This is a genomic window from Marinicrinis lubricantis, from assembly GCF_042658665.1.
In the GTDB taxonomy this organism is placed as follows: Bacteria; Bacillota; Bacilli; order Paenibacillales; family KCTC-33676; genus Marinicrinis; species Marinicrinis lubricantis.
Genome location: NZ_JBHSQV010000170.1, coordinates 32,192 through 55,439, shown reverse-complemented (window position 1 = coordinate 55,439; position 23,248 = coordinate 32,192). Strand labels below are relative to the sequence as shown.

25 protein-coding genes are annotated in these 23,248 nt (G+C 45.8%); 21 read left to right on the top strand and 4 right to left on the bottom strand.

Annotated features, from left to right (window positions below):
* Nucleotides 1-218: 218 nt before the first annotated feature.
* Both ACFPXP_RS15445 and ACFPXP_RS15440 read right to left on the bottom strand, forming a co-directional pair.
* Nucleotides 219-5,228, bottom strand: coding sequence for a glycerophosphodiester phosphodiesterase family protein (locus ACFPXP_RS15445; protein ID WP_379895218.1), 5,010 nt, complete (start codon nucleotides 5,226-5,228; stop codon nucleotides 219-221).
* Nucleotides 5,225-6,994, bottom strand: a complete 1,770-nt coding sequence (locus tag ACFPXP_RS15440; protein ID WP_379895217.1) for an S-layer homology domain-containing protein — start codon at nucleotides 6,992-6,994, stop codon at nucleotides 5,225-5,227. The genes ACFPXP_RS15445 and ACFPXP_RS15440 overlap by 4 nt, the downstream gene beginning before the upstream one ends.
* A gap of 259 nt (nucleotides 6,995-7,253) precedes the next feature.
* On the opposite strand from ACFPXP_RS15440, the gene ACFPXP_RS15435 reads away from it, so the two are divergent.
* The 10 genes from ACFPXP_RS15435 to ACFPXP_RS15390 all read left to right on the top strand — a co-directional run bounded on the left by ACFPXP_RS15435 (nucleotide 7,254) and on the right by ACFPXP_RS15390 (nucleotide 13,229).
* Nucleotides 7,254-8,033, top strand: a complete 780-nt coding sequence (locus ACFPXP_RS15435) for a nucleotidyltransferase domain-containing protein (RefSeq protein ID WP_379895216.1) — start codon at nucleotides 7,254-7,256, stop codon at nucleotides 8,031-8,033.
* Between the two features lie 328 nt (nucleotides 8,034-8,361).
* Nucleotides 8,362-8,610 carry a hypothetical protein gene (locus ACFPXP_RS15430; RefSeq protein ID WP_379895215.1) on the top strand — a complete coding sequence of 83 codons (249 nt, stop codon included), beginning with the start codon at nucleotides 8,362-8,364 and terminating at the stop codon, nucleotides 8,608-8,610.
* Nucleotides 8,598-9,236, top strand: coding sequence for an alpha/beta fold hydrolase (locus ACFPXP_RS15425; RefSeq protein WP_379895214.1), 639 nt, complete (start codon nucleotides 8,598-8,600; stop codon nucleotides 9,234-9,236). Before ACFPXP_RS15430 ends, ACFPXP_RS15425 begins: the two co-directional genes overlap by 13 nt.
* 63 nt (nucleotides 9,237-9,299) lie before the next feature.
* A complete protein-coding gene (locus tag ACFPXP_RS15420; RefSeq protein ID WP_379895213.1) occupies nucleotides 9,300-9,857 on the top strand; it encodes a cysteine hydrolase family protein in 558 nt (185 codons plus the stop codon).
* A 56-nt stretch (nucleotides 9,858-9,913) separates the two neighbouring features.
* On the top strand, nucleotides 9,914-10,441 hold the full coding sequence (locus tag ACFPXP_RS15415; RefSeq protein ID WP_379895212.1) for a GNAT family N-acetyltransferase: 528 nt from the start codon (nucleotides 9,914-9,916) through the stop codon (nucleotides 10,439-10,441).
* 20 nt (nucleotides 10,442-10,461) lie between these two features.
* Entirely contained in the window at nucleotides 10,462-11,019 is a 558-nt protein-coding gene (locus ACFPXP_RS15410; RefSeq protein WP_379895211.1) for a GNAT family N-acetyltransferase, read from the top strand.
* 65 nt (nucleotides 11,020-11,084) lie between these two features.
* Nucleotides 11,085-11,555 (top strand): NUDIX hydrolase, encoded by a 471-nt coding sequence (locus ACFPXP_RS15405; RefSeq protein WP_379895210.1) that lies wholly within the window; start codon nucleotides 11,085-11,087, stop codon nucleotides 11,553-11,555.
* Nucleotides 11,556-11,697: 142 nt separating this feature from the next.
* The gene (locus tag ACFPXP_RS15400) at nucleotides 11,698-11,874 is read left to right on the top strand and encodes a putative holin-like toxin (RefSeq protein ID WP_379895209.1); all 177 of its coding nucleotides are present in this window, start codon (nucleotides 11,698-11,700) and stop codon (nucleotides 11,872-11,874) included.
* 301 nt (nucleotides 11,875-12,175) lie between these two features.
* The gene (locus tag ACFPXP_RS15395) at nucleotides 12,176-12,526 is read left to right on the top strand and encodes a VOC family protein (protein ID WP_379895208.1); all 351 of its coding nucleotides are present in this window, start codon (nucleotides 12,176-12,178) and stop codon (nucleotides 12,524-12,526) included.
* A gap of 295 nt (nucleotides 12,527-12,821) precedes the next feature.
* On the top strand, nucleotides 12,822-13,229 hold the full coding sequence (locus ACFPXP_RS15390) for a hypothetical protein (RefSeq protein ID WP_379895207.1): 408 nt from the start codon (nucleotides 12,822-12,824) through the stop codon (nucleotides 13,227-13,229).
* A gap of 129 nt (nucleotides 13,230-13,358) precedes the next feature.
* On the opposite strand, the gene ACFPXP_RS15385 is transcribed toward ACFPXP_RS15390, so the two are convergent.
* Entirely contained in the window at nucleotides 13,359-14,042 is a 684-nt protein-coding gene (locus ACFPXP_RS15385; RefSeq protein WP_379895206.1) for a rhamnogalacturonan acetylesterase, read from the bottom strand.
* A 385-nt stretch (nucleotides 14,043-14,427) separates the two neighbouring features.
* Between ACFPXP_RS15385 and ACFPXP_RS15380 the strand changes: the two genes are divergently transcribed.
* The 10 genes from ACFPXP_RS15380 (at nucleotide 14,428) to ACFPXP_RS15335 (ending at nucleotide 21,513) form a co-directional block, all read left to right on the top strand.
* Nucleotides 14,428-15,117 carry a class I SAM-dependent methyltransferase gene (locus ACFPXP_RS15380; protein ID WP_379895205.1) on the top strand — a complete coding sequence of 230 codons (690 nt, stop codon included), beginning with the start codon at nucleotides 14,428-14,430 and terminating at the stop codon, nucleotides 15,115-15,117.
* Complete coding sequence (locus ACFPXP_RS15375; RefSeq protein ID WP_379895204.1) at nucleotides 15,108-15,521, top strand: hypothetical protein; 414 nt, start codon at nucleotides 15,108-15,110, stop codon at nucleotides 15,519-15,521. The genes ACFPXP_RS15380 and ACFPXP_RS15375 overlap by 10 nt, the downstream gene beginning before the upstream one ends.
* A 99-nt stretch (nucleotides 15,522-15,620) precedes the next feature.
* Nucleotides 15,621-15,794 (top strand): hypothetical protein, encoded by a 174-nt coding sequence (locus ACFPXP_RS15370; protein WP_379895203.1) that lies wholly within the window; start codon nucleotides 15,621-15,623, stop codon nucleotides 15,792-15,794.
* 29 nt (nucleotides 15,795-15,823) lie between these two features.
* On the top strand, nucleotides 15,824-16,852 hold the full coding sequence (locus ACFPXP_RS15365; protein ID WP_379895202.1) for a serine hydrolase domain-containing protein: 1,029 nt from the start codon (nucleotides 15,824-15,826) through the stop codon (nucleotides 16,850-16,852).
* Nucleotides 16,853-16,934: 82 nt separating this feature from the next.
* Nucleotides 16,935-17,063: a hypothetical protein gene (locus ACFPXP_RS15360; protein WP_379895201.1), complete on the top strand. Its 129-nt coding sequence runs from the start codon at nucleotides 16,935-16,937 to the stop codon at nucleotides 17,061-17,063.
* Between the two features lie 15 nt (nucleotides 17,064-17,078).
* Nucleotides 17,079-17,531, top strand: a complete 453-nt coding sequence (locus ACFPXP_RS15355; RefSeq protein WP_379895200.1) for a hypothetical protein — start codon at nucleotides 17,079-17,081, stop codon at nucleotides 17,529-17,531.
* 470 nt (nucleotides 17,532-18,001) lie between these two features.
* A complete protein-coding gene (locus ACFPXP_RS15350) occupies nucleotides 18,002-19,015 on the top strand; it encodes a metal ABC transporter solute-binding protein, Zn/Mn family (protein WP_379895199.1) in 1,014 nt (337 codons plus the stop codon).
* A gap of 62 nt (nucleotides 19,016-19,077) precedes the next feature.
* A complete protein-coding gene (locus ACFPXP_RS15345) occupies nucleotides 19,078-19,869 on the top strand; it encodes a metal ABC transporter ATP-binding protein (protein ID WP_379895198.1) in 792 nt (263 codons plus the stop codon).
* A gap of 5 nt (nucleotides 19,870-19,874) precedes the next feature.
* The gene (locus ACFPXP_RS15340) at nucleotides 19,875-20,678 is read left to right on the top strand and encodes a metal ABC transporter permease (protein ID WP_379895197.1); all 804 of its coding nucleotides are present in this window, start codon (nucleotides 19,875-19,877) and stop codon (nucleotides 20,676-20,678) included.
* 124 nt (nucleotides 20,679-20,802) lie between these two features.
* Nucleotides 20,803-21,513: a cytochrome c biogenesis CcdA family protein gene (locus ACFPXP_RS15335; RefSeq protein WP_379895223.1), complete on the top strand. Its 711-nt coding sequence runs from the start codon at nucleotides 20,803-20,805 to the stop codon at nucleotides 21,511-21,513.
* A gap of 68 nt (nucleotides 21,514-21,581) precedes the next feature.
* Here the strand turns inward: ACFPXP_RS15335 and splB are convergent, their stop codons facing one another.
* The gene (gene splB, locus ACFPXP_RS15330) at nucleotides 21,582-22,649 is read right to left on the bottom strand and encodes a spore photoproduct lyase (RefSeq protein ID WP_379895196.1); all 1,068 of its coding nucleotides are present in this window, start codon (nucleotides 22,647-22,649) and stop codon (nucleotides 21,582-21,584) included.
* A 154-nt stretch (nucleotides 22,650-22,803) separates the two neighbouring features.
* On the opposite strand from splB, the gene mntR reads away from it, so the two are divergent.
* Nucleotides 22,804-23,226, top strand: coding sequence for a transcriptional regulator MntR (gene mntR / locus ACFPXP_RS15325; protein WP_379895195.1), 423 nt, complete (start codon nucleotides 22,804-22,806; stop codon nucleotides 23,224-23,226).
* The last annotated feature ends 22 nt before the right edge of the window (nucleotides 23,227-23,248 follow it).

The window sequence follows — 23,248 nt, the reverse complement described above, 5'->3', positions numbered from 1 at the left end:
GCCTACGCTCTTACAGAAAATCGAGGTTCAGAGAACATTCTCCACTACTATCTCTTAAGCTGTCAAAGTTGAAATAATGAGAATGAGTGCGGAAACAGGAGAAAAAAATACTTTTTAGTAGGAGGAAGAGCTCAATTCGGCTCTCCCTCGAAATATATTGCTTTATTTCCTCTAGCCATTCTCTTCATAAAATCGGAAAGGACCAGGTTTATTATTTTTTATTTACTGACTCCAAAGTGTAGAGCAGCAGAAACAATATCATAAAGATCGATGTCGCCGTCTCGATCAACATCGTACATCGCTGCATGGCCTTCAGGTTTTTGCAGATACGACCTGGCAATTAAGGAAATATCAAGTATATCAATTTTCCCGCTGCCGTCGAAATCACCGACAATCATGGTGATGGCAGGAACGTTCACGTCTTCGCCGCTTGACACAGCAACCGCGGCCTCAGCGCCAAGATAGCCTACCGCGGAAACTTTAATGTTGTAGCTGCCAGCTTCAGGTGTGATGAACGTATATCCGCCTTGCGTATCGGTAACCGTTTGATCGATCACCGAGTGTTCTTTTTCTAAAATAACGGTGAATCCGCTCAAGTCATTTAGATGCTGCGACGGATCGACTTCTACGGAACCTTGGATCATTGGCAGATCGACAATTGGTGCACTGTATGCAGCCGTTTGGAACGAAATCGGCTCGTTCCGGCTGTTCGTCATCTGGATCGCTTCATTCACGAATCCGATCTGAACCGTCTCGCCCGCTGGCGCCAGCACCGCGAACGTAATTTCGGCAAGCTGGCCTTCGCCGCTTACTCCGGCTTCTCTTCCCAGCTTGGTTACACCGAACGTTACGGTCCCCTCCGCATGATCTGCTTCATTGGCAATCGCCGTACCGCCTAGCCAATCGCTAATGGAGACTTGTGTGCCTGGCGCGGCTGCATTCGTATCGACGACTTTCAGCTGGGAAGGATCATACGCTATTTTCACGACGGTTCCATATAGATCCTTTGCGCCCTGTGCATCAACGGATAAGGTGAAGGTGTCACCTGTGCTAACCTGAGCCGGACCACTTAATTTCAGCAGTGTTTCCGAGCTGCCTTGAACGTGGAACGCAATCGGTTTGGAATACAGATCGTATGAAGCTCCGTTCTCCAGTGTTTGCGTATATCGCAGCAGGGCATGAGCCGTTCCATAGGTTACACCTGTTACGGTTGAATCGCTCACCTGCACATATTGCTTGCCGTCCAGCAGAACAATTTCCGGCTTGATCTCCTGCTGTTCTCTTTTGTAAGTTTCAATCTTAGCGCTGATATCGACACTTTCTTGGGTACTGAGGTTCAAGGACTCGCTGCTTGGAATCAGCTCTGCCGCCCAATCGGCAGACCAATGTGCATAGTCGGTCGTTAATCCATAAGTGCCGTCCAAGAAGTACTTGATGTAATCGTCTTGATTCCGGTAGGTCCATGGCCAGATCGTGAGGCCTCGATGCTTCGCTGCTTCCATGAATTGTTCACCTAAACCGCCATAGCTTGTATTAAACGTTGCATTGAGTGGTTGCACCGTCTTCAAAGCTTCACGCAGTGAACGCAGCACTTTGTCTTCATTTGCAATGCCTCCGGTTAAGAAACCGAGAGACATGCCCGGCATTTTCTCGCCCAAGCGTTTTAATTGGTCGGCGCTGAAGGAAATGACGACAACTTGATCCTCGATATCTTTTTCTTGAATGAGCTCGATGAGTGCATCCACGATCTCCGGTTTGTAGCTCTTAATTTCCACGAAATGAACAAGCTCGGTATGTTTAAATTCATCGAAAAACTGCTCCAGTGTAGGAATTTTTGCTGTAGGGTACTCCGCCGGGAATTGATCATTCGCGAGGATATTTTGGAGTTGGGCCAAAGTGTAATCCTCGACGTTGCCTGTACCGTTCGTTGTCCGATCTAACGTCGCATCGTGCATGATGACGATGTGACCGTCTTTCGTAATGTAAATATCGTTCTCAATGATATCTGAACCGTTGGCATAGGCGACTTTCGCACCCTCGAGTGTATTTTCAGGAGCGAGTGCAGGAATGCCGCGATGTCCGATAACGAGCGGACGGCGAAGCAGGGTTGTGCCGTAATTGTACACATCAAGAGCGTTGTAAATCCCTTCGGGTGACGGTGTCACGATACCGTTGACGCCTGCTGTTAACAGCTCGTGAATGGACAGCGGATCAGACGCTTCCTGTGCTGCCGCCCATACCGTGATGAGGCGCATTTGCAAATACGATACCTGCTCACGTGTTGCAGCTTCCTTTGGAAGCTGGGCGATTTTGGCCAGACTGCTGTTCGTCGTACGGCGAATGTCCATGAGCTGTTCCTCGGTCAGCTCCCCGCTTACTTGAAATTCGACAACGCCGCGAAGGATAGGATATGCTTCCCTGGCTCGTTTGACGAGATTGCCGTCAGCTGAAATGATAAAGGCATCTTCGATTTGACTATGTTTCAAGAATTGAACGGCCGCATCCGTCTCAGCCTCGGTTCGGACGTAGATAGCAGGAATAATCTGATCAGCGACCACCGGCAATACCATCTTCAAATTACCAATGGTACTGCCTGTGCGGTCGATGATGCTCAGCTCTTCATTGATACGGAAAATGACTGTAGCCGGCATAAAAGGTGTTTCTTGGCCAATCATGTGCTGCAGATGCTCGGCTTCGGTAATAATGGAAGGCGCGAGCGGTACCGTCGACTGTGGTTCAGTTACTTGAACGAATCGGTCCGAAGGCATCTCCGGCAGTGCTTCTTGGCGCAGTGTGACGCGAATGTTGTCCACCTTCATGATGCTTCCGTTAGCCTGTAGGCCGATTCGGCCGGCTCCGTAATCGGAGGCGAGATCCGTATCGATCAGCAGCTCGTCATCGATCCATTCTCTAACACGATGGTCGTAGGCTTGGATCGTGTAGCGATACATTTTATTCGCATCGATGACTTCGGAATAAGCGCCTTTTTCAGGCACATGCCATTGATTTGCCGGCGTACGGACAGCGAACTCGACACCATTCGCCGGAGTCGCGTTCTGCCTTACAGCCATTTGATAATAGGGATAATTGTCATTCTGCACACGGAACATGATGGAGTTCCAACGCGTTGATTCGTTTGCAGCAAGATGCGTCACATCCGCTTCGATATTGTAATTGCCGAATTGCCCCAAATACGCTGGCAGCAGCACACGGGATGGGTTGTTTGGAGCGGCCGAGGCATCGATCACGAGAGAGCCGTCGACTACGCTGATTTTGCTAGCGGAGCCTTCAATGACGCTCCATTCATCCGGCAGTTGACCGCTAGTAAGCTGGTCGAACGATTGTTCATACAGCACATATTCACTTTCCGCATCTGCCCTCGCCACGATCATGACTGGGATAGAGAGCTCTTGGCTGATTGCATTCACAGTAAATACCCCAGCTTTGCTGACAGTCATCGTATCCTCGGTGAACTGAACCTCTGGGTGAGCAGACTGCCATTCCACATCGGTACCTTTTACCGTGCCTGTCGTAAAGTCATTGAAATCAGCATGGAATTCGATGCTGTTTAATGAGACAGATTCGCCCACCGTCGCTAAAATATAACCAGGTTCATGGGACAGCTCTATGACAGCTGGTCCTTGCGTGGAAGGCGTTACGGTGATTTCCGTCGTAAGTTCAGATTGATAATAGACGGCCGTGAGTGTGACGGTACCCGCTTGCATAGGATACAGCTGATTGTCAACGATTTTTAGAACTTCTTCGTTCGAAGAATGAAGCTGGAGCCCATCGGAATATACCGCCTCGACGACTCCATCCGAGTAAGCTGCGGTGAAAGCCGGCTCAAATGGCCCCGTCAGCGCTTCTACTGTTTGGGGAAGATTGCTGTGCAGCTCATCCACCGAAATTCGAGTGACTTTCAAATTGTCAAAGGACACTTTGCTTTGATCGGCCTGAAAGCCGACTTTTCCTCTCTCTACTAACAGCTCAGTCGGAAGGGTTCGATCGGTCAGCAGGGTGTACTGCTCGTCTTCCGCAGCTTTGATATATTCCTTGATGTTGCGGCCAAAGACGCGAACCTTCATCGTGTAATCTTTGCCCAGCTCCAAAGGTGCACCCCAGCTGCCGCTTTCAGGGACGGCCCAATTGTTGCTTGCGTCGCGATATGCGATTTCATATGTACCGTTTTGTCTTACGGCCATTTGATTATACGGTGCATCGCCGGAAGAAGGCGCACGGAACATCAAGGCTGCCCACCGCGCACTGTTCAATACGGATTCAAAGCGGACGTCTGCTTCGATCGTATAGTTATCCCACTGCACCGGTGCGACGATACGGCTTTGCTGTCCAGCGCTGCTTCCGTCAAATTGAAGGCGTTTATTGCCGTACGTGTCTTCCACCACCGTGAATTCAGGACTGCTTCCGTTGATACTGGAGATCCAGCCCTGCGGCGTTTCACCCATAGCATAACCCTCGAAGTTTTCGTTCAACAATACATCGTCTGCATCTCCAGCGACGATTTCCTGCGAGAGAAGCAAATCGCCATAGCCTGTTGTGTCATTCCAGAACGAAACGGAGTTGTAGGCGCTCCAGTAGCTGTTTTTCGGTGATGTACTCGGGTCGTCACGGTCCGTGACACCGATTTCAAATCCGAGCGTTTGACTTGTTAAGGGATTATATTGCAGCATATCCCACGGAATCGCGATTTCGGCCGTCCAACCGAAGTCTGTCGTTTGAATGGCTCTTAAAATAGAGTTTTCGTCTTTGCTTGCATGGTTTGGCGCTGAACCGAAATAAAAAGAAGGCGTTGTTGTATTCGGCTGATAGACCAACCCGATTTGCAGATCATTTTCGGTAAAAGGTGCGGAGCGGTGATGTGTAGGATCTAGGAAAAGGCTGACGCTGTCCTGCTCGAACCAGCTGCCGGGTGCATTATGCACATACTTCTCGTCTTCTATAGAAACGGCGACATATAAATACTGGTTGTCCCACAGTACGCCAAACCAGGCGTCTTGCTCGTTTCCTTCTTCGAATCTAACATCGACGGGTGTGTTTACTTGCCAAAGGGTCTCCGAAGGAAGTCCGTCAATGACAGGAGGTACTGCCGTTTTGCGAATCTGTAATGATTTTCTCTCCGATATCTCTTCCGCTGCATCTGCTGTCCATGGGAATGAAGTCAAAAGGATTGCCGTAATGAGTGCCCATACGAGGGATTTGCCAAGTTTCATTCGGATTTCATCCTTTCCCAAATATTTAAGATGACTTGCACACTTTCAGCTCGTGTGGTGAGACCGTGAGGCACAAAAAGCTGGTTTCCTCGTCCCAGCATCAGTCCGTATTGAGCGGCCTGCTGGATGTAGGACTTCGCCCATGATGCGGAGTTATCCAAATCTGTGAACGTCGACTGCATGCTTTCCGCTGGGCTCACAGTCGGTGCTGCATCCTGCTCTACATACATCAGCGAACGTACCGCGATCACAGCCATCTCCTGCCTGCTGATGAGCGCATTCGGAGCGAACGTGCCGTCCCCTTGTCCAGCGATAATTCCTGCATCCGCAGCCGCTTGGACATCGGCAGCATACCAGGCGGAAGGATGGACGTCGTTAAAACGTACCATGCCGCTGGCTTCTAGTCCCAGCGCCCGAGCCATAAGCGCTGTAAATTCAGCACGCGTCACTTCACGTCCCGGAGCGAATGTATTCGCATCGATGCCGGATGTGATCTGCAAAGCCGTAGCGCGCCCGATGGCATCATAAGCCCAATGTGTGCTTGAAACATCACCATACGATTTTGTAAATTCAAATATGCCAAAGGTACCGAAATTTCGCAGCTTTGCACTCAATTTTCCTTGCTCTACGCGGCTGTCTATGTAAGTGAGGACTCCATCTTCTGTAACGTCATACAGTGCAGTAAGAACTGGATTGATACTGCTGCGCACATCCATCTCAATACGCACGGGAATATCCAAAGAGTGGAGACTTTGAGAGGAGCCGTCTTCTTGCTCAACTGACAGTTGCAGCTTCAAAGCTGGCCCTGCGCTGACGATTTCTGCATAATGGAGGGCCGAGGCTCTCACAGCGATCTGCAGCGTTTCTTCAAGAGATAGCTCCTGGGCTGTGAAGACGATACGGGCATCCGTCATGTTCGGCTGATCACCGAGCTTCGACAGTGATGCCCAAATTTCATATGCTAAATGCAGGCTGACACCGGAGGGAGTCGTCACGGTTAACTGCTGTCCGTTCAACTGCATCGCCGTCTCTAAAGGAAGAATTAGCGTATCCACACCAGCTGGCATTGTGATGTTCAAGCGTCCTTGATCCAAAAGCTCTCGCAGCTGCTCAGCCGAATATTCCATTCGATCACTGTCATCCGAGATGGAGCCGCTGTTTGGCAGGTTTGGTACACTGCCAGGAGTACCCCCGTTACTCGGTTTATCCGGATGTTGACCGCCTGGATCTTGTCCATCCTCTTCAGGAACGGAGACGACAGTGTAATTCATCACTTCCAGATTAGGATTGACCAAGGTGACTTCAGCGAACTTGACTAGTGCCATATCGACGGAATCGGTCAGTGATTTAAAAGTCACCTTGTACAGGATGGTGTCTTTCATACTTAATCCGGGATGTTCTCCTATTTGGATCCAGCTAAACTCAGCTAAGCCCTGCTCCTTATTTACCTTGTTCCGTATAACGTGTCCCTCCCAATTCCCCTGCTGCACATTCACCTCACTGCTGCTCGTGTGTGCGTCGAGGGGCTCCAGCATAGAGGCCGGGAACGAGAGATTCACCGTCCCGCTGTACAGTTCCCTCGCTGTAATGTACACATGAATACGAACTTCATCACCGGATTGCACATGACCTGTCGCTTCCGCTTTAAGGGAAAGTGCAGCTTCACCAGCGGCAGAGGCGTTTTGGCTATGCCCTATCCATACACTTGCGATCATGACGATAACGACGGTTAGACTTATCCATTTTCGAATGATCCTGTAATTCACTTTCATCCCTCCTCTCCACAGAAGTAATCTGCATGGATAAATGTAGCAGTATTACAATAAAGAAGTGTAAATTCCAGATCAATTATTCGTAAATTTGGCGCATATCGCCATAAAGTGTTTGTTAACAAAATGTCGAACGCGCATCGTTTATTAGCGATGGTCAGGCAAGCAATAGCCGCATGAATTGGTTATAATATCCAAAAGGCGATTTGTTGAAAATGAGGAAACGGTAAACAGCTGCGTGAAGGAGGAAGTAGATATGGTGCAGGGAATGAAGCAGCAAATCTTAAATGAACTGAGCCGAATCGAGCAGGAAGAACAAGTTCGTATACTATACGCCTGCGAGTCCAGCAGCCGTGCTTGGGGTTTTCCTTCGAAGGACAGTGATTATGATGTGCGCTTCATCTATATTCGTCCTGTCGATGATTACCTGTCTATTTTTGACACAAGAGATGTCATTGAACGGCCGATCAGCGATATGCTGGACATGAACGGGTGGGATATCAAAAAGGCGCTGAATTTATTTCGCAAATCCAATCCGCCGCTGCTGGAGTGGCTGCATTCACCGATTCAATACGCGGAACGGTATTCGGTTGTTGAACAAATTCGGCAAATCTCACCGCTCACGTTCTCACCGAAGTCGTGTATGTATCATTATCTCAACATGGCCAAAGGGAACTTTCGCGATTATTTGCAGGGCGAGGTGGTGAAGATCAAGAAGTATTTTTACGTACTTCGGCCCTTGCTCGCATGTGCTTGGATTGAGAAACACAACTCAATGTCGTCTATGGAGTTCGATGCATTGCTAACGGATCTCATCCCGGCAGGCAGTCCTCTGATGGCAGAGATTCAGGAGCTGCTTACTCGGAAGAGAGCGGGGGATGAATTACATATGGAACCCAAGCAGCACGCGATCCATGAATATATTGAGCAGAGCATTGCTCATTTTGAACAGACGGCAGCGAAGATGCAGACGTCGGATCAGGTACAGGATTTATTTCGTGATGCCCTAAAGGAAGTATGGGGAGGCTGGAGATAGGAAGGTTGACTGTGAAACCTAATAGTCTATCTTGAACCGAAAACGAACCCCACTTTCACTAGTGGGGACTAAAGTCTGTTATAGAGATCACGTACCTTTGGTTTTATAACAGACCCTGAACATTCGTTACCATTGATTTTAATGGATGACCGATTTCCACATGGAACTCACACTCTGGAAAAAGGAGGGATTGTAACTGAAATCTTGAATAATTAGCTAATACACACAACCAAATGGGTTGAACTGTAATTCACCGTTTACATGATGGTTGTTATCCTCCTCTCAAATAGAACAACGATGGGAGGAGAAGTCTAGGAGGCAGAGGACAATGCATAGATTCAAAAGTGCATCAGGAATGCGTCAAATCTATGATTCTTATAATAGGCTTCTAGAAGCATGGAATATTCCAGTGGAGGAGCGGGATATTGAGACGTCATATGGGAAGACGCATCTCATTTCAGCAGGAGATTCGCAGAATCCGCCGCTGTTATTATTTCATGGTACAGCAGATAATTCCGCCATGATGTGGATCTACAACGCCAAGGCTTTAGCGGAGCATTTTATGTGGTTGCGGTAGATATTATCGGAGGTTCGGGTCGAAGTGAACCGAATTCGAATTATTACAGTCAGTTCAGTCAAGTAGTTTGGATCGATGAAGTGATGGACGCGCTTCAGATTCAGAAAGCCCACATTTGCGGGGTCTCGTATGGAGCTTACTTGAGCTATTTATATACGCTGAAAAGACCGGATCGGGTAAATAAAGCGGTATGTTTAGCTGGGAGAATTCCATCCAGCCAGTTCGAAGTGATGATGAAAATGATGGCGGCATTTTTACCGGAAGCCTTATTTCCGTCTGAAAAGAGCTGCAGGCGCCTATTAAACAAATTGACAGCTCCAGGCAGCATCGTGTTTCAAGAGAATGAGGCGTTGATGAGGCATTGGTACTACTTATTGAAGTATTTCAATAATCGATCGATGATGCAGCATAAGATCGAAATTCATCCAAATCATGAATTGAAGATGTTAAAAAAGAATACGCTGTTTTTGATCGGAGAGTATGATCGGCTGACGAATTACAAGAAGGCCATTCATCGATTAGATGAAAATGAACTGAACTATACAGTGATTCGAGATGCGGGTCATGCTATTAATCATGAGCAGGCCGCAGTGATTAACCGTGAGATTGTGGGATTTTTGAGTTAATTAACGATCTTCAAATAGCCAATTAGAATTGGAGTCACACATGCTTCATAAGGAGGAGTTAAGATGAGGGCACTCGTTGTCATTGATTATACGGTGGATTTTATTACAGGGAAGCTGCCATGCGGAGAACCCGGCATGCAGATTGAGAAGCGCATTGTGGAATTGACGGAATCGTTCGTTCAGGCAGGAGATGAAGTGGTCATGGCCGTTGATCTGCATGAGGAGAACGATCCATATCATCCGGAGACGAAGCTGTTTCCGCCTCATAATATCCGAAATACCGAAGGCAGAACACTGTATGGGAAGTTGAACAAAGCCTACCAACAATATCAGGATCGTATTTACTGGATGGACAAAACGAGATACAGTGCATTTTGCGGGACAGATTTGGAATTGAGATTAAGAGCAAGGCAGATTGAGGAAGTCCATCTTGTCGGGGTTTGTACGGATATCTGTGTGCTGCATACCGCAGTCGACGCATACAATAAAAATTTCTCCATATGTGTGCATGCAGACGCCGTTGCCAGCTTTAATCCGGCGGGTCATGATTGGGCGCTAGGACATTTTCAAAACACGCTTGGAGCCCAGCTGCTAAGGGACGGTAGGCCCTATAAGCTATAAGTTCATTAAGTTATTCAGTAGAGTCATCGAATCTAAATAAAGAAGCAGGTGAACATGTGATAAACCACATTCAATTAAAACAACTCACCCACATGGAGGAAGTCCGATTGCTGGATCAAGAGTTCGCCCGACGGTATCCGTGGTATAGGCAGCGTAATTATTATGAAACCTGTCTTCAAGAAAATGAAACAGGAGAGCGATTGACGCTTATGGCATACGATAAAGGCGTGTTGGCAGGCTGCTGTCATTTGCTTTACCGTTCTACCTATCCGTATTTCAGAGAGCACGATATTCCAGAAATTAATGATCTCAATGTATTTCCGGAACACCAAAGAAAAGGCATTGCAAGCAGACTTTTCGATGAATTCGAGCGAATCGCATCCCAGAAATACAGTCAAATTGGTCTGGGAGTTGGACTCTATTCGGACTATGGAAAGGCACAGAGAATGTATGGAAAACGTGGATATGTCATGGATGGCAACGGATTGATGTACAAGAACGTTCCTGTTAAACCAGGCAGTCAAGTAAGCGTAGATGATGATCTATTGATGTATTTGGTGAAGGAACTGCATATAAAAGCATAGATGATGGGAGGCGTGTCACTATGTTCGTTTATAGGCATCAGGATATCGCGGTCAGACGTCTCACGGAAGAAGATGCTCCTACATTGGTCAAATGGCTTAGTGATAAACGAGTTTTGAAGTATTACGAAGGGCGGGACCGGCCGCATGATTTGAAACGGGTCCTGGAGCATTACTTTGAACAAACCAGTGAGGTAACCCCCTGCATTGTGCAGTACAAATCCGTGGATATCGGATATATTCAATTTTATCCAATCCTTGTTGAAGAGCTTCAAATCTACGGATATTCGGATTTTACAGAGAGCATTTACGGCATGGATCAATTTATCGGGGAAGTGGACTACTGGAACAGAGGGATTGGCACGAAACTAATCCAATCGATGGTAACGTATCTGCTAGAACATGAGCAAGCCGATAAAATTGTGATGGATCCGCAAGCTTGGAATCAACGCGCATTACATGTCTATGAAAAATGCGGATTCAGGAAAGTGAAGCTCATGCCCAAGCATGAGTGGCACGAAGGTGAATATCGAGATTGCTGGTTAATTGAATATGATAAGAATCGTCAAAACAGCGTATAAGGGACTTGATTTTGATAGACTTTCATTGTGGAGAGAATAAATCACATTTAAGGGGAAGTCAATAAATGGGTTATATCGAAACATTAAGAGAACTTGTCGGGAACACACCGCTTATTTTGGTGAGACCGACCGTATTAGTGATCAATGCCAAAGGTGAAGCGCTGCTTGTTCGTTATCAGGATGATGTTTGGGGATTGCCTGGGGGAATGATGGAGCTTGGGGAATCGGTAGAAGCATGTGCGGCGCGCGAGGTGAAAGAAGAAACAGGTCTTACGGTAAGGAATCTTCAGCTGTTCGGTGTATTTTCTGGCAAGGAATTATACACGAAGCTAAGGAATGGCCATGAATACTATAATATCGTCATTGGATACATTTGCACGGACTATGAAGGAGTCATTCAACCAGACCAAGATGAAGTCTTAGAGGCGAAGTTTTTTCAACTGCAGCAGCTGCCTGAAAATACTTCGCCTTTCATCAAATCTAAGGCCAGCGAATACGCTGGACAAATCAGCAGGCTGTTGAATCAACCTCGCTGAATTTATTGAATGGGATATTTTTTGCAGCCTATTGGGCATGAACGACAATGGATGAAGATCATAAGTTTAGCCTTTTCTATACCACATGGATGGTTCAGAAGAACTAAAATGACAGATTACGAGATCTATTTATATCGAACATATGTTCGTAATTCATAGTCTGTGGTATAATATGGATGCAATAGAATCGGCTCTCAAGGGTGGTCGGCTAACCTCTATGCAGGAGGTGATGCCTGTGGAAGTGAAAGACACATTGATGATAATGATCTCATTCGCTACCTTAATTGTCATGATCCTTTCATTCCACAAAAAGAAATAGACCTCCCTTGAGCCTGGAAGCTTCGGAGGTCTAATTCATTTGAAATTCCTGTGTCGATCGCCCTTGAAGGCAGTCTATTGCAAGACCGTAGATGCGCCAACATCTGCGGTCTTTGTCCGTATGTTCTTTTATTCACGAATACATACTCATTTTAGCATAGAACACCTTGTTTGAAAAGAAATGTAAGTCGGATCTGTGATGGAGAAATATTAATCATCATGATAAATCGTACATTTACATAAAAACAAATGTTCGGTATAGTGTAAATTGGTTTTATATTCTAATTTTAGGAGTGGATTGTATGGCGAGAGTGGTAGGATTTGAAATGAACAGCCAAGATCCTCAGCGGGCCTCAAGCTTTTATTCATCTGTTTTTGGTTGGAAAGTGGGTGCACCCAATTGGGGTTATCATCCTGTGACCACAGGATCCGAGGAACAGCCTGGCATTAACGGCGGCATTGCTCTCGGGCCGCATGATTACGCACACGGCACTCGAATTCAGATCGAAGTGGACGATATCGATGAAGCGATCCGCAAATCGAAGGACGCAGGTGCACAAATCGTGAGGGACAAGATGGAATTTGATGATTTCTATTTAGCCTATTTAGTAGATCCGGTGGGCATCGGTTTTGGTTTAATTCAAAACAAATAATACAAGCTTGGTCTATAGGGGTCTGCATGCGAGCGGGCCCGTATAATAAAGTTCTTCAACTTTGCTTAACAAGGATGGAGGATGAAACATGATTCGATCCTCTCATTTTACAGATCATCAATAATATCTTCGTTCTTTTGAATTTATCAGTCGTTTAGAGGATGATCACTCTATTGTTGAAAAAGAATAGGAATGATACGCATTGAAGCATCAATGGATCATCAAATTCCCCATAATTTGCATAATTCTATCTATTTTGATTAGGTCATATGTCTACTATCAGGTTAGGTATCAAATGCAAGAGATTCAACATGTTAAACAAGATATTACCGTGGCGGCAAACAAGTATTTTAAGCAGAGAGGCATGGATGCAAAGGTTCAAGAAGTAGATATTGATTTTCATACTTATACCCTGTTTGATTCGCGGGATTGGAGGGTCAAGACGGATAATAATGATATATGGATAGCTGAGGAAGGATTAATCCATTTCTATGACGAAGATGAGAAGGTTTATTATGAATTAGATCGGAGTAAACAAGAGTTTGTGAAGACACATCATCCGAAGGATACTTATCCTGAGAGAGATCAAGGTATTCTCATGATATCAGCCCTAATCCCTTACTATCTCGCCTTTGCTTTTGTTGGTTATTTCATCATTAAAGGGTACCTTTTTATCATGAACAAGCTGGGAATCAAACCGTAGAAATTCATAAGGCGGTAAGGAGTTTCAAATGACAAGCCCTATTCGCCCAAACCGCTGGAACCGTATTTACAGCAGCTTGGGCTGGAATCGAAGTGAATTGGTTGATATCGCAGCGTCAACTTTTAAGTATTACATATTTGAAAGGGATTCTTTCTTCACATAATGACGCAGCTCAAGATTCGTGGCTTGGATCGCATGAGCCAACACGTTCGCTATGGCGTCAGCTCCCTTTAAAGTGAAATGCGTGTGATCTGTGCCATTCACAGATACCATGAAATAACTGTGCACCTCTTCTTCTCCCACTTGTGAGAAATGAGCCAAGCTTTCACTCATGAGGTCGATGAGTGGCACTTGTTCTTCGTCTGCCACTTGCTTTATCGCTTCGCAATACGTCGGAAAATCGTTTATATACGACCCGTCTACGGCTTGATGAAGTCTGGCGACGGGAGTAATGAGTAGGGGATGAGCTTGTTTTCCTCTCGCACCGGATACATATTGCTTCAAATACGCTTTGTAATCGGTAAAGGGTTCCGTGTAGCGTTCCGGCCGACTTTTTGTCGCGTCATTATGTCCCATTTGAATCCACAAATAATCACCAGGCTCCATCTTTTCTAAAATAGCATCCAGCCGTCCTTCGGTGATGAAGGTCTTGGAGCTGCGGCCGCCAATCGCATGATTATGGAAAGTCGCCTCAGAAAGGAAGTACTTATCAATGAACTGTCCCCAACCTCCTTGGGGAGCAACATCCTCCCTGTAGGTTTGTACGGTAGAATCCCCTGCTAAATAAATGTGGATCGATTTACGTTCGTTCATGCCTTCCTCTCCCTTCATTTGCTTAACACAAGGCTAACTCGTTCCAAAAGTTCATTCAATCGTACATTTTTGCATGTGGGCATTAGACGACGAAAGATGAAGTGATCGAACTGCAAGGAAGGGCTTGGTGAGTGGTATCTCGCTTCTGCAAAAGAGTATAATTTTACGATAATGTTCAGCGGTGCATCCGATGATTCAAAAAGTCGAAGCAGCAAACGATTCGTATTGAATTCAGGCAAATCGTCGACCGACATTCGTATTTCGTATGATCTATGTTTTTGTAAGATAATCACCGTGTTACAAAAAAAGATATTGCTTTTCATAGGGATTGGATTAAAATGTAATAAATTGTGATATGAGGAATTTGGGAAGGGGGTCATATGATATGCCGAATCATACCGAGATTTACAAAAATCAAGCAGAAATGTACGAGAGAATGATCAGCAAGCAGCCAAATCTATCATCGGTGATGAAAGAAATACGAGATTACCAAGGTTTAGATGTCGCAGATCTAGGAGCCGGTTCGGGCAGATTGTCCGCGGTCATCGCTCCTGAAGCAAAATCTTTAACCAGTATCGATCAATCGAAAGCGATGCTGGATGTATTGGAGTCCAGAATGCCTGCTGGCTTATCGAACCTGCGGACCGTGGTGGCGGATCATCGAGATTTGCCAATAGAGACGGCTTCCGTGGACTTTGTTGTATCTGGCTGGAGCTTATGCTATTTGGCGAATTCGAACAATCCGAATTGGCAAAATGATTTGCGCACGATCATGTCGGAGTTGGATCGGATTCTTCGTCCCGGCGGAACGATCGTCATTTTTGAAACGATGGGAACGGGAACAGAAATCCCAAATGCGCCAGACTTTTTAAAGCCGTATTATTCCAAGCTGGAAGAAGAATACGGTTTTGCTTACCGATGGATTCGAGCTGATTATGAGTTCTCAAGTTTAAGTGAGGCGGAGGAACTTATTCGATTCTTTTTCGGAGATGAATTAGCTGATCGAGTATTAGAGCATCAGTGGCAGGTCGTACCGGAATGCGCAGGCATATGGTGGAAGCATACATGCGTATAATCAGATGGTTAGTTGTGATCTTCTTTTTCCTCTTCACTGCATGTTCCACGGATTCCGATGATGAGCTGCGCACCATTTTCCAATCGGAGGGACAATCTTGGAGCGTTGCCATTACGAATGAAGTGATCGAACATGGGGGCAAACGTTATTTCCAAATCCATTATCAGTACAAAGGAGCTTTAGAAGATCTGCAGCAAGTTGAACGAATTTCGTTTGCGCAAGGGACGAGATTGAACACCCAGATAAAGAACATTTACGATCCCTCCTATAAAGAGAAGCTGCAAGGCGAAGGACAGTACCAAGAGGAATATGAAGCGCAGTATGGCATAGTGATAGAGCCCATAAAACATCGAACGACAAAGGAGTTCCTGATCTCATCGAAGGCAATGAATTCACATCGCTAGATGTGATTGAGAATGACCGCATGAATATCCAAATTCAGTGGGAGACAGCGACTGAAAAGTATCAAGATGTCGTGAAGTAGCTTTATTGAGATCGAGAAAATGCAGCTAACATCTATTTCAAGCACTAAGATCAAAATAGAGATTGCATATGAGGGAACACTGGCTGTCGATCTTCCAAACGGCCTGAAAGCAGGAGAAAGTCTCGAACTGCAAGGTAAGTCCGTCTTTAAAATCAAGGACAACAAGCTGATCATGATTGAGGATTATAGCTAGTGACCGTTTCGCCCGAAGGGAGATAACCAATGAATTTCACAAAACGTGCTATCGAAATAATTGAAAATGATTCGAAACAAGACACTTTTTCTGGAGCGATATGTATCGTTGAAAATAATGAAGTCGCGGCTGAAGGTTACGGATTTGCCAATCGAAGTGAGAAAATAAACAATACAGCGACGACACGCTTTGGCATGGCATCGGGCTGCAAAGTATTTACCGCTGTGGCGATTTGCCAGCTTGCCGAGCAGGGGAGATTGTCTTTTGAGACGAGATTAAAAGATTGTCTGTCCATCACGTTTCCACACTTTGATCCTGAAATCACAATTCATCATCTACTCACTCATAGTTCGGGCATTCCCGATTATTTCGATGAAGAAGTGATGGACGATTTCGAACAGCTGTGGGAGACGGTTCCGATGTATCGCATACAAGAACCGAAGGATTTCTTACCGCTCTTTCAGCATGGCGAGATGAAGTTTCGTCCGGGAGAAAAGTTTTCATACAGCAATGCAGGCTATATTCTGCTTGGGTTAATTGTAGAGCAAGTATCAGGTAGATCCTTCACAACCTATGTGGAAAATAACATATTTCGGCGATGCGGAATGAATGATTCTGGATATTTCAGGATGGATCAGCTGCCTGAACGAACCGCCTTTGGATATATCGAACAAGGTGAATCATGGAGAACGAATATCTATTCACTGCCTGTACAAGGGGGTCCGGATGGAGGCGCCTTTACGACCGTCTTGGATATGAAGACGTTCTGGGATGCTCTCTTTTCGAACCAGTTATTATCTCCACAGAACACAGACAAGTTGCTGTCCCCTTTAATCCAAGTGAATGAACGTACGTATTACGGTTACGGAGTATGGATGCTCGGGTTTGAAGGCAGGATTAGAAAGCATTTCGTCATGGGCTCGGATCCCGGCGTAAGCCTGCAGTCTTCGGTTTATAAAGATCGGAAGCTGCAAGTCCATTTGATCGGAAATGTGGGTGGTAGAGCTCATTCGCTTTCAAGAGTATTGGATGAGATGCTGTTTAGCGAATCGGATTAAAACTTATAAATTTGAAAAAAATTAGGTACTGGTCAAGAAGAAAGAGAATAATAGACTTGCGCGATGAACTGGGGGAAGCGATATGGAAGTATCATTTGCAGAATATATGATCAGCACGGACAAATCGAAGCTGGATCATCCGACCATTCATCGGCTGTTAGCGGCTACGTATTGGGCGAGTTTGAGGATGAATGGGAGTGGAGAATATTAGATGAGGAGTCTAAGAGTGTATATTATTATTTTGACAGTATCCCTCATTCTCGCAAGCTGTAGTAATTCCTCCGGGAATTCAAGCGGTGTCGCTGCCGAGAAAATCACGGACTCTCATGGCGTGGATACAAATCAAAACCCCTTTACCATCAGAATCGATGTGCTTTCAGAAATTAAAGTGAATCAACCCTTCAATGTGGTCGGAACTTTGAAAAACAATACAAATGCTCCGATTCGGATTTCATATGGTGCGAACCTATTTACGTATCAAATCATGGATCAAGAGGGAAAACCCATCGAACAGGATGCTGAAATTCTTCTTGCAGTCAATGATATTGGTTTTGAAACCGAATTAGAGCCGGGTACAGCATTTCGATACAATGGGGAGGACCATCGAAGTAAAGCATATTACGAATTTACAATGAGTGAACCGGGGACATATCGAGTTCGAGCGACTGCAACTTTTTAAACGTATGATGGTGACACGCGACAAGAACAAGAAATCACATCTGTAGATTAAGTATTCACGGTGGAGTAGTGTGCCGTTTTAAATATCTTTCATTCTGCTCACTCCAGACCGATATGTACGTTATTCGTATCGTATAATATCACAACGAGAATGTCATGTGTACACCATTCATTGAGGAAAGTGGATCTTCGTGAAAGAGTTCGAAATCAGGCAGGCAGTGTTTATATGAACGGAACGGCTACGAAAAGGATTCTCAGTTTCTTCATTATGATTTAACCTTATTAAAATACAGAACCTCATTTCATCGCTTGCCATGGAAAGGCTCACTCCACAAAGATTATTTATTGTGGAATGAGCCTTTTTCTCTCCGCACAAGCTAAAAAAAAATGTTGACAAGTGCGGAGTGGGGCCTATATAATTCCTTTTGTACTAAAACGTAACACTTACGATTAAGAAATGAGGGATCAAGAATGAAAAAGGTAACAGGTTTTATTGTACTGATTATGATGATGATCGCACTCGCGGGATGCGGGGATGATAGTAAATTTACTTTGGAAGAAGGCAAGACGAACGTTGTGACGACATTTTATCCTGTCTACTTCTTGGCTTCTGAAATTGGCGGAGACTACGCCCACGTGATCAACCTCGTTCCTGCCGGTGTGGAGCCGCACGATTGGACGCCGAAGAGTCAAGATCTCGTGAATATGAAAAAAGCCGATATGTTCGTATACAATGGGGCCGGGTTTGAAGGCTGGGTCGAAGATTTTCTAAGCAGTCTGGACGCTTCCGAGGATCTGAGCATTATCGAGGCTACGAAAGGCGCCGACTTGATACATACCGATGAGGAAGAGGGATCGGAAGAGGCTCATGATCATGAGGAAGGTGCTGCGGGAGAAGACGAAGCAGCTCATGATCACGAAGAAGAAGCAGCGGAAGAGGAGCATGGGCATAGTCACGATCATGGTGTGGATCCTCATGTATGGATGAGTCCGGTGCAGATGAAGACAATGGCTCAAAATGTATACGATGGATTTGTTGCAGCTGATCCGGAGCATCAAGTGGTGTATAAGGAAAACCTCGATCAGCTTGTAGCGGAACTGAATACATTGGATCAGCAATATCGTGACGTAGTAGACGCGGCATCAAGGAAGGAATTGGTCGTTTCCCATCAGGCCTATACTTATTTGGCTAGAGAGTACGGACTAACGCAAATCGGCGTCATGGGCCTTTCCCCGGAAGCGGAACCTACCGCACAGGATATTAAGAAGGTATCGGATTTCATTAAAGAGCATGATGTGAAATATATATTATTTGAAGAGCTCGTCTCCCCGGAAATCGCCCAAATGCTTGCGAATGACCTGGATATCGAAAGTCTGGTGTTTAACCCGCTGGAAGGATTGTCCGAAGAACAGGAAAAAGCTGGGGAAGATTATATTAGCCTCATGAAATCGAATTTGACATCCTTGGAGAAAGCTTTACAATAGTAACGATATACACAAGATCATATGTGTTTCATCTAATCGAATTCTACGAGGAGAAGTGTCTTATGCTTGACCAGAGTGTTTGTCACGAACCGGTCATTACTATAGAAAATGTATCCTTCGGCTATGAAGATCGGCAGGTCATCCGCGATTTGAATTTGAACGTGCTGCAGCGGGATTTTGTCGGATTGATTGGCACGAATGGAGCGGGCAAAACGACGCTGCTGAAAATGATTGTCGGTCTGCTTCGGCCAAAGCAGGGAACCATTCGTCTCTTTGGGACCCCGATCAAACAATTTAAGGATTGGGAACGTATCGGGTATGTACCGCAAAAGAATTCCTTCAATCCATTGTTTCCGGCAACGGTGAAAGAAGTGGTCATGTCCGGATTATATAATCGAAAGAAGTTGTTCCGGCCGATTCATAAGAAGGATCAGAAGAAATGCATGGATGCCATGAAAGCTTTAGGTGTTGAGCATCTTGCCGATCATAAAATCGGCCAATTATCCGGTGGACAGCAGCAGCGGGTGTTCTTGGCAAGAGCGTTGATCAACAACCCGGAGCTGCTCATTCTCGATGAGCCGACCGTCGGTATTGACAGTGAGACACAACAATCATTCTTTTATATGATTCAGCATATGCATCAGCACCATAATATTACATTCTTGATGGTATCACACGATCTGGACATGATGAAGGCCTATTTGGGGCATGAGCCGAAGCAAAGCAGCGGCAAGCTGAACTTCTTTGTGAAGCACTCACACGAGGTTCAGGACTGTGTGGAGACGGATTTGATGCACTCATTGGAGTATTTTCACAAGCAGGCTGTCCGTGAACCGGTACAGATAGGGGAGTAAGAACATTGGATATCATCTATGAACCTTTTTTTCAGAGAGCGCTCATTGGCGGGGGGCTGATTGGTCTCATGGCACCGTTAATCGGCATTTTGCTCGTACTGCGCAGATTGGCCATGATTGGGGACACACTCGCTCACGTATCGATCGCTGGAGTGGCTCTCGGCGTACTGATTAATTGGTATCCGCTCGCTACGGGCATTCTTTTTGCGGTGGCGGCGGCTTTTATTATCGAGAAGCTGCGTAAAACGTATAAAACGTACGCGGAGCTTTCGATCGCCATCATCATGTCAGGAGGGGTAGCGTTAGCGTCCATTCTGTTCACGGTAGGCAAAGGATACAATATTAATGTACAGAGCTATTTCTTCGGCAGCATCTTTACGATGGATCAGACGGATTTATCGACGATACTGATCGTCACCATCGTTGTGCTTGGTCTCGTCAGCTTCCTGCTGAAGGAACTGTTTTTGCTCACATTTGATGAGGATGCGGCCGCTGTGAATGGACTCCCAGTCCGATGGATGAATATCGTATTAACTGTCCTGACAGCCCTAGTCATCAGCTCAGCGATTAAAGTCGTCGGGGTTCTGCTCGTGAGCGCCTTGTTGACCATACCGGCTGCCAGTGGCTTGGCACTTGGCAAAAGCTTTAAGCATACCGTTATCGTATCTGTCATTATATCGGAGGCGGCAGTGATCGCGGGGCTAATGGCTGCAGGCTTGTACAACATCGCTCCGGGCGGATCCATCGTGCTGCTGTTAATTGGCATTTTGGTGACAATCCTGTTCTTCAAAAAAGGATTTCGTGTATAATAAACGAATACGGTTCAGAGTATGAATCCCGCAAAAGATCTTGGAAACCCATTTTCAACTTTTGTGGGTTTTCTCTTTGTCTCATATATCCTAGAGGATTCATTATTTGGAAGGAGTGGATTGGATTTTGGAAGTCAACCTATGGATCGCGTTGTGGGCAGGTGTTGCATCCTTCATTTCACCTTGCTGCTTGCCGCTGTATCCTTCCTATATTTCTTACATAACGGGAATTTCCGTGAATGAGTTGAAGTCTGGACAGACGAAGGAAATGCGTGTCAAGACCATGACACATACTTTGTTCTTCATTCTTGGATTCTCCGTGATTTATTACACATTAGGAGCTGCGGCTGGATTTGTCGGCGACTTATTTCGGGACAATCGGGAATTGATCAGTTCTCTGGCAGCAATTTTGATTATCGTCATGGGATTGTTTCTGATGGGGGTCTTTAAGCCGCAGCTGCTTATGAAAGAAATGAAGCTGAATGTCGGCTTGAAACGAGCGGGCTATCTTGGGACATTCTTGATTGGTATCGGCTTTGCAGCAGGCTGGTCGCCTTGTGTTGGACCGATCCTGTCGGCAATTATCGCCTTAGCTTCGACAGAGCCAGGCAGCTGGTTTCCGCTGATGACGGCTTACACGATCGGTTTTGCAGTTCCGTTTTTCGTGATGGCGTTTTTCATTGGTTCTACACGTTGGATTTTGAAGTATTCGAATATCATTATGAAGATTGGCGGAGCGTGTATGATCGTGTTCGGTATTTTACTGTACACCGGTCACATGAGCAAAATCACTCAATGGCTTAACAGCATTACACCGGAATGGCTGACATTCTAATATCATAGAAAGAACCCGTAGAAGACTGACGCAGCTTTCTACGGGTTCTTCGTCATGGTATGAAAATTTTAAGTGAAATACTCAATCCGCGCATCGGGAAAATGCAAAAATATTTGCTCCGTAATGAACATCCTAAGGGCTTCAGCCTGTTCGTCTGGATAGACGTATTTGCCCTGTCCCCAACGTCCCCATTTATACTTGCGCTTTGCTTCATCCATTTCCAGTTTCGTTTTCGGATATCTTTGCTCAATAACGCGCTTGGCCGTCTTCGTAAACCGGTGTTGGATCAATTCGAACGTAAGATCCGTCTTTTCTTGCAGCTCCAGCCGCTCAGCAAGCTTCTCGAGAAGCTCCGTATATCCCTGCTCCCATCCGTCATACCATATGATCGGAGCAATAATGAATCCCAGCGGGTATCCCGCTTTTGCAATTTTCGAAGCCGCTTCAATACGTTCTTCGAAGCGGGACGTTCCCGGTTCGAACGTCCGAATGACATAATCGCTGTTTATACTAAAACGAATACGCGTATGAAGCTGGTGGTTTAGCCCGATCAGCGGCTCTACATGGTGGTACTTCGTCACGAACCGAAGCCGTCCATATTCCTGCTTGCCCATAAACTCAATTAAATCCTGCAGCGATCCCGTTATATGCTCCAAACCGACTGGATCTGAAGTGCACGCCGCTTCAAAACGGGTGATTTCCGGTTTGCGTTCATCGATATACTGCTGCGCCGCCCGCAAAATATCGTCCGTGTTCACATACACTCTGACATAAGGCTTCGCTCCCAACGTGGTCTGCAAGTAACAATAATGACAGTGTCCCATGCAGCCTGTAGAAATCGGAATCGCATACTCTGCGGAAGGCTTGGAGGTATCGAATTTTAAGGTTTTGCGAATGCCGACAACGAGTGTTCTTTTCGCATTTCGATATTTCTCCAGCTCCGTATCTCCGGGAAGATCGGTGATCCGATTATGCGATGTCGTCATTCGGATGGGAAGGCCATGCGACTTGGCCCAATCATATATTTTTCGTCCTTTTGGATATTCCAGTGCATCTGGCTCGAAATAGACAAGATCGGGTAAAAAGGGCTTCGTGACAAGCTTCTTCCGACCGGCTTCCAATACCTGTGTAGGCATAGATGAATTCTCCTTTTCACTCATTTTAAAGCTAGTTTCTACTGGCTGCTGTGCCTTCATGAAGGGAAACATTGGGCCGCAGACGGTTGCAAACGAAAAGGAATAAAGTGTAATATACTAAGAGTGGAACGCACAATCGGAGGAGGAATCAGAATTGGCTACGCCAAGTATGGAAGACTATTTGGAACGCATATATCAACTCATCGATGAGAAAGGGTATGCCAGAGTTTCTGACATTGCAGAAGGTCTGGAAGTCCATCCTTCTTCCGTGACGAAAATGATTCAAAAGCTGGATAAAGACAATTATTTGATATATGAAAAGTACAGAGGCTTGATCTTGACCGCGAAAGGCAAAAAAATCGGCAAGCGGCTTTTGGACAGGCACCAGCTGCTTGAGGATTTTCTAGGTTTGATCGGGGTCAACGAAGAGGAAATTTACAGAGATGTCGAAGGGATAGAACACCATCTAAGCTGGGAATCTATAACATGTATTGAAGCGTTGGTTGAATATTTAAAGCAAAATCCGGAATCCAAGCAGCAGCTGCTTAAAATTCGTTCCGAAATGGAATCAGGTTAAATCATGGCGTCATCCGTATGAA

Excerpts from the sequence above, each read along its gene's own strand:
- ACFPXP_RS15445 (WP_379895218.1), bottom strand. The coding sequence starts at position 5,228 with ATGAAACTTGGCAAATCCCTCGTATGGGCACTCATTACGGCAATCCTT.
- ACFPXP_RS15435 (WP_379895216.1), top strand. The coding sequence starts at position 7,254 with ATGGTGCAGGGAATGAAGCAGCAAATCTTAAATGAACTGAGCCGAATC.
- ACFPXP_RS15430 (WP_379895215.1), top strand. The coding sequence starts at position 8,362 with ATGCATAGATTCAAAAGTGCATCAGGAATGCGTCAAATCTATGATTCT.
- ACFPXP_RS15420 (WP_379895213.1), top strand. The coding sequence starts at position 9,300 with ATGAGGGCACTCGTTGTCATTGATTATACGGTGGATTTTATTACAGGG.
- ACFPXP_RS15410 (WP_379895211.1), top strand. The coding sequence starts at position 10,462 with ATGTTCGTTTATAGGCATCAGGATATCGCGGTCAGACGTCTCACGGAA.
- ACFPXP_RS15405 (WP_379895210.1), top strand. The coding sequence starts at position 11,085 with ATGGGTTATATCGAAACATTAAGAGAACTTGTCGGGAACACACCGCTT.
- ACFPXP_RS15400 (WP_379895209.1), top strand. The coding sequence starts at position 11,698 with ATGTTCGTAATTCATAGTCTGTGGTATAATATGGATGCAATAGAATCG.
- ACFPXP_RS15395 (WP_379895208.1), top strand. The coding sequence starts at position 12,176 with ATGGCGAGAGTGGTAGGATTTGAAATGAACAGCCAAGATCCTCAGCGG.
- ACFPXP_RS15390 (WP_379895207.1), top strand. The coding sequence starts at position 12,822 with ATGCAAGAGATTCAACATGTTAAACAAGATATTACCGTGGCGGCAAAC.
- ACFPXP_RS15385 (WP_379895206.1), bottom strand. The coding sequence starts at position 14,042 with ATGAACGAACGTAAATCGATCCACATTTATTTAGCAGGGGATTCTACC.
- ACFPXP_RS15380 (WP_379895205.1), top strand. The coding sequence starts at position 14,428 with ATGCCGAATCATACCGAGATTTACAAAAATCAAGCAGAAATGTACGAG.
- ACFPXP_RS15375 (WP_379895204.1), top strand. The coding sequence starts at position 15,108 with ATGCGTATAATCAGATGGTTAGTTGTGATCTTCTTTTTCCTCTTCACT.
- ACFPXP_RS15370 (WP_379895203.1), top strand. The coding sequence starts at position 15,621 with ATGCAGCTAACATCTATTTCAAGCACTAAGATCAAAATAGAGATTGCA.
- ACFPXP_RS15365 (WP_379895202.1), top strand. The coding sequence starts at position 15,824 with ATGAATTTCACAAAACGTGCTATCGAAATAATTGAAAATGATTCGAAA.
- ACFPXP_RS15360 (WP_379895201.1), top strand. The coding sequence starts at position 16,935 with ATGGAAGTATCATTTGCAGAATATATGATCAGCACGGACAAATCGAAG.
- ACFPXP_RS15350 (WP_379895199.1), top strand. The coding sequence starts at position 18,002 with ATGAAAAAGGTAACAGGTTTTATTGTACTGATTATGATGATGATCGCA.
- ACFPXP_RS15345 (WP_379895198.1), top strand. The coding sequence starts at position 19,078 with ATGCTTGACCAGAGTGTTTGTCACGAACCGGTCATTACTATAGAAAAT.
- splB (WP_379895196.1), bottom strand. The coding sequence starts at position 22,649 with ATGCCTACACAGGTATTGGAAGCCGGTCGGAAGAAGCTTGTCACGAAG.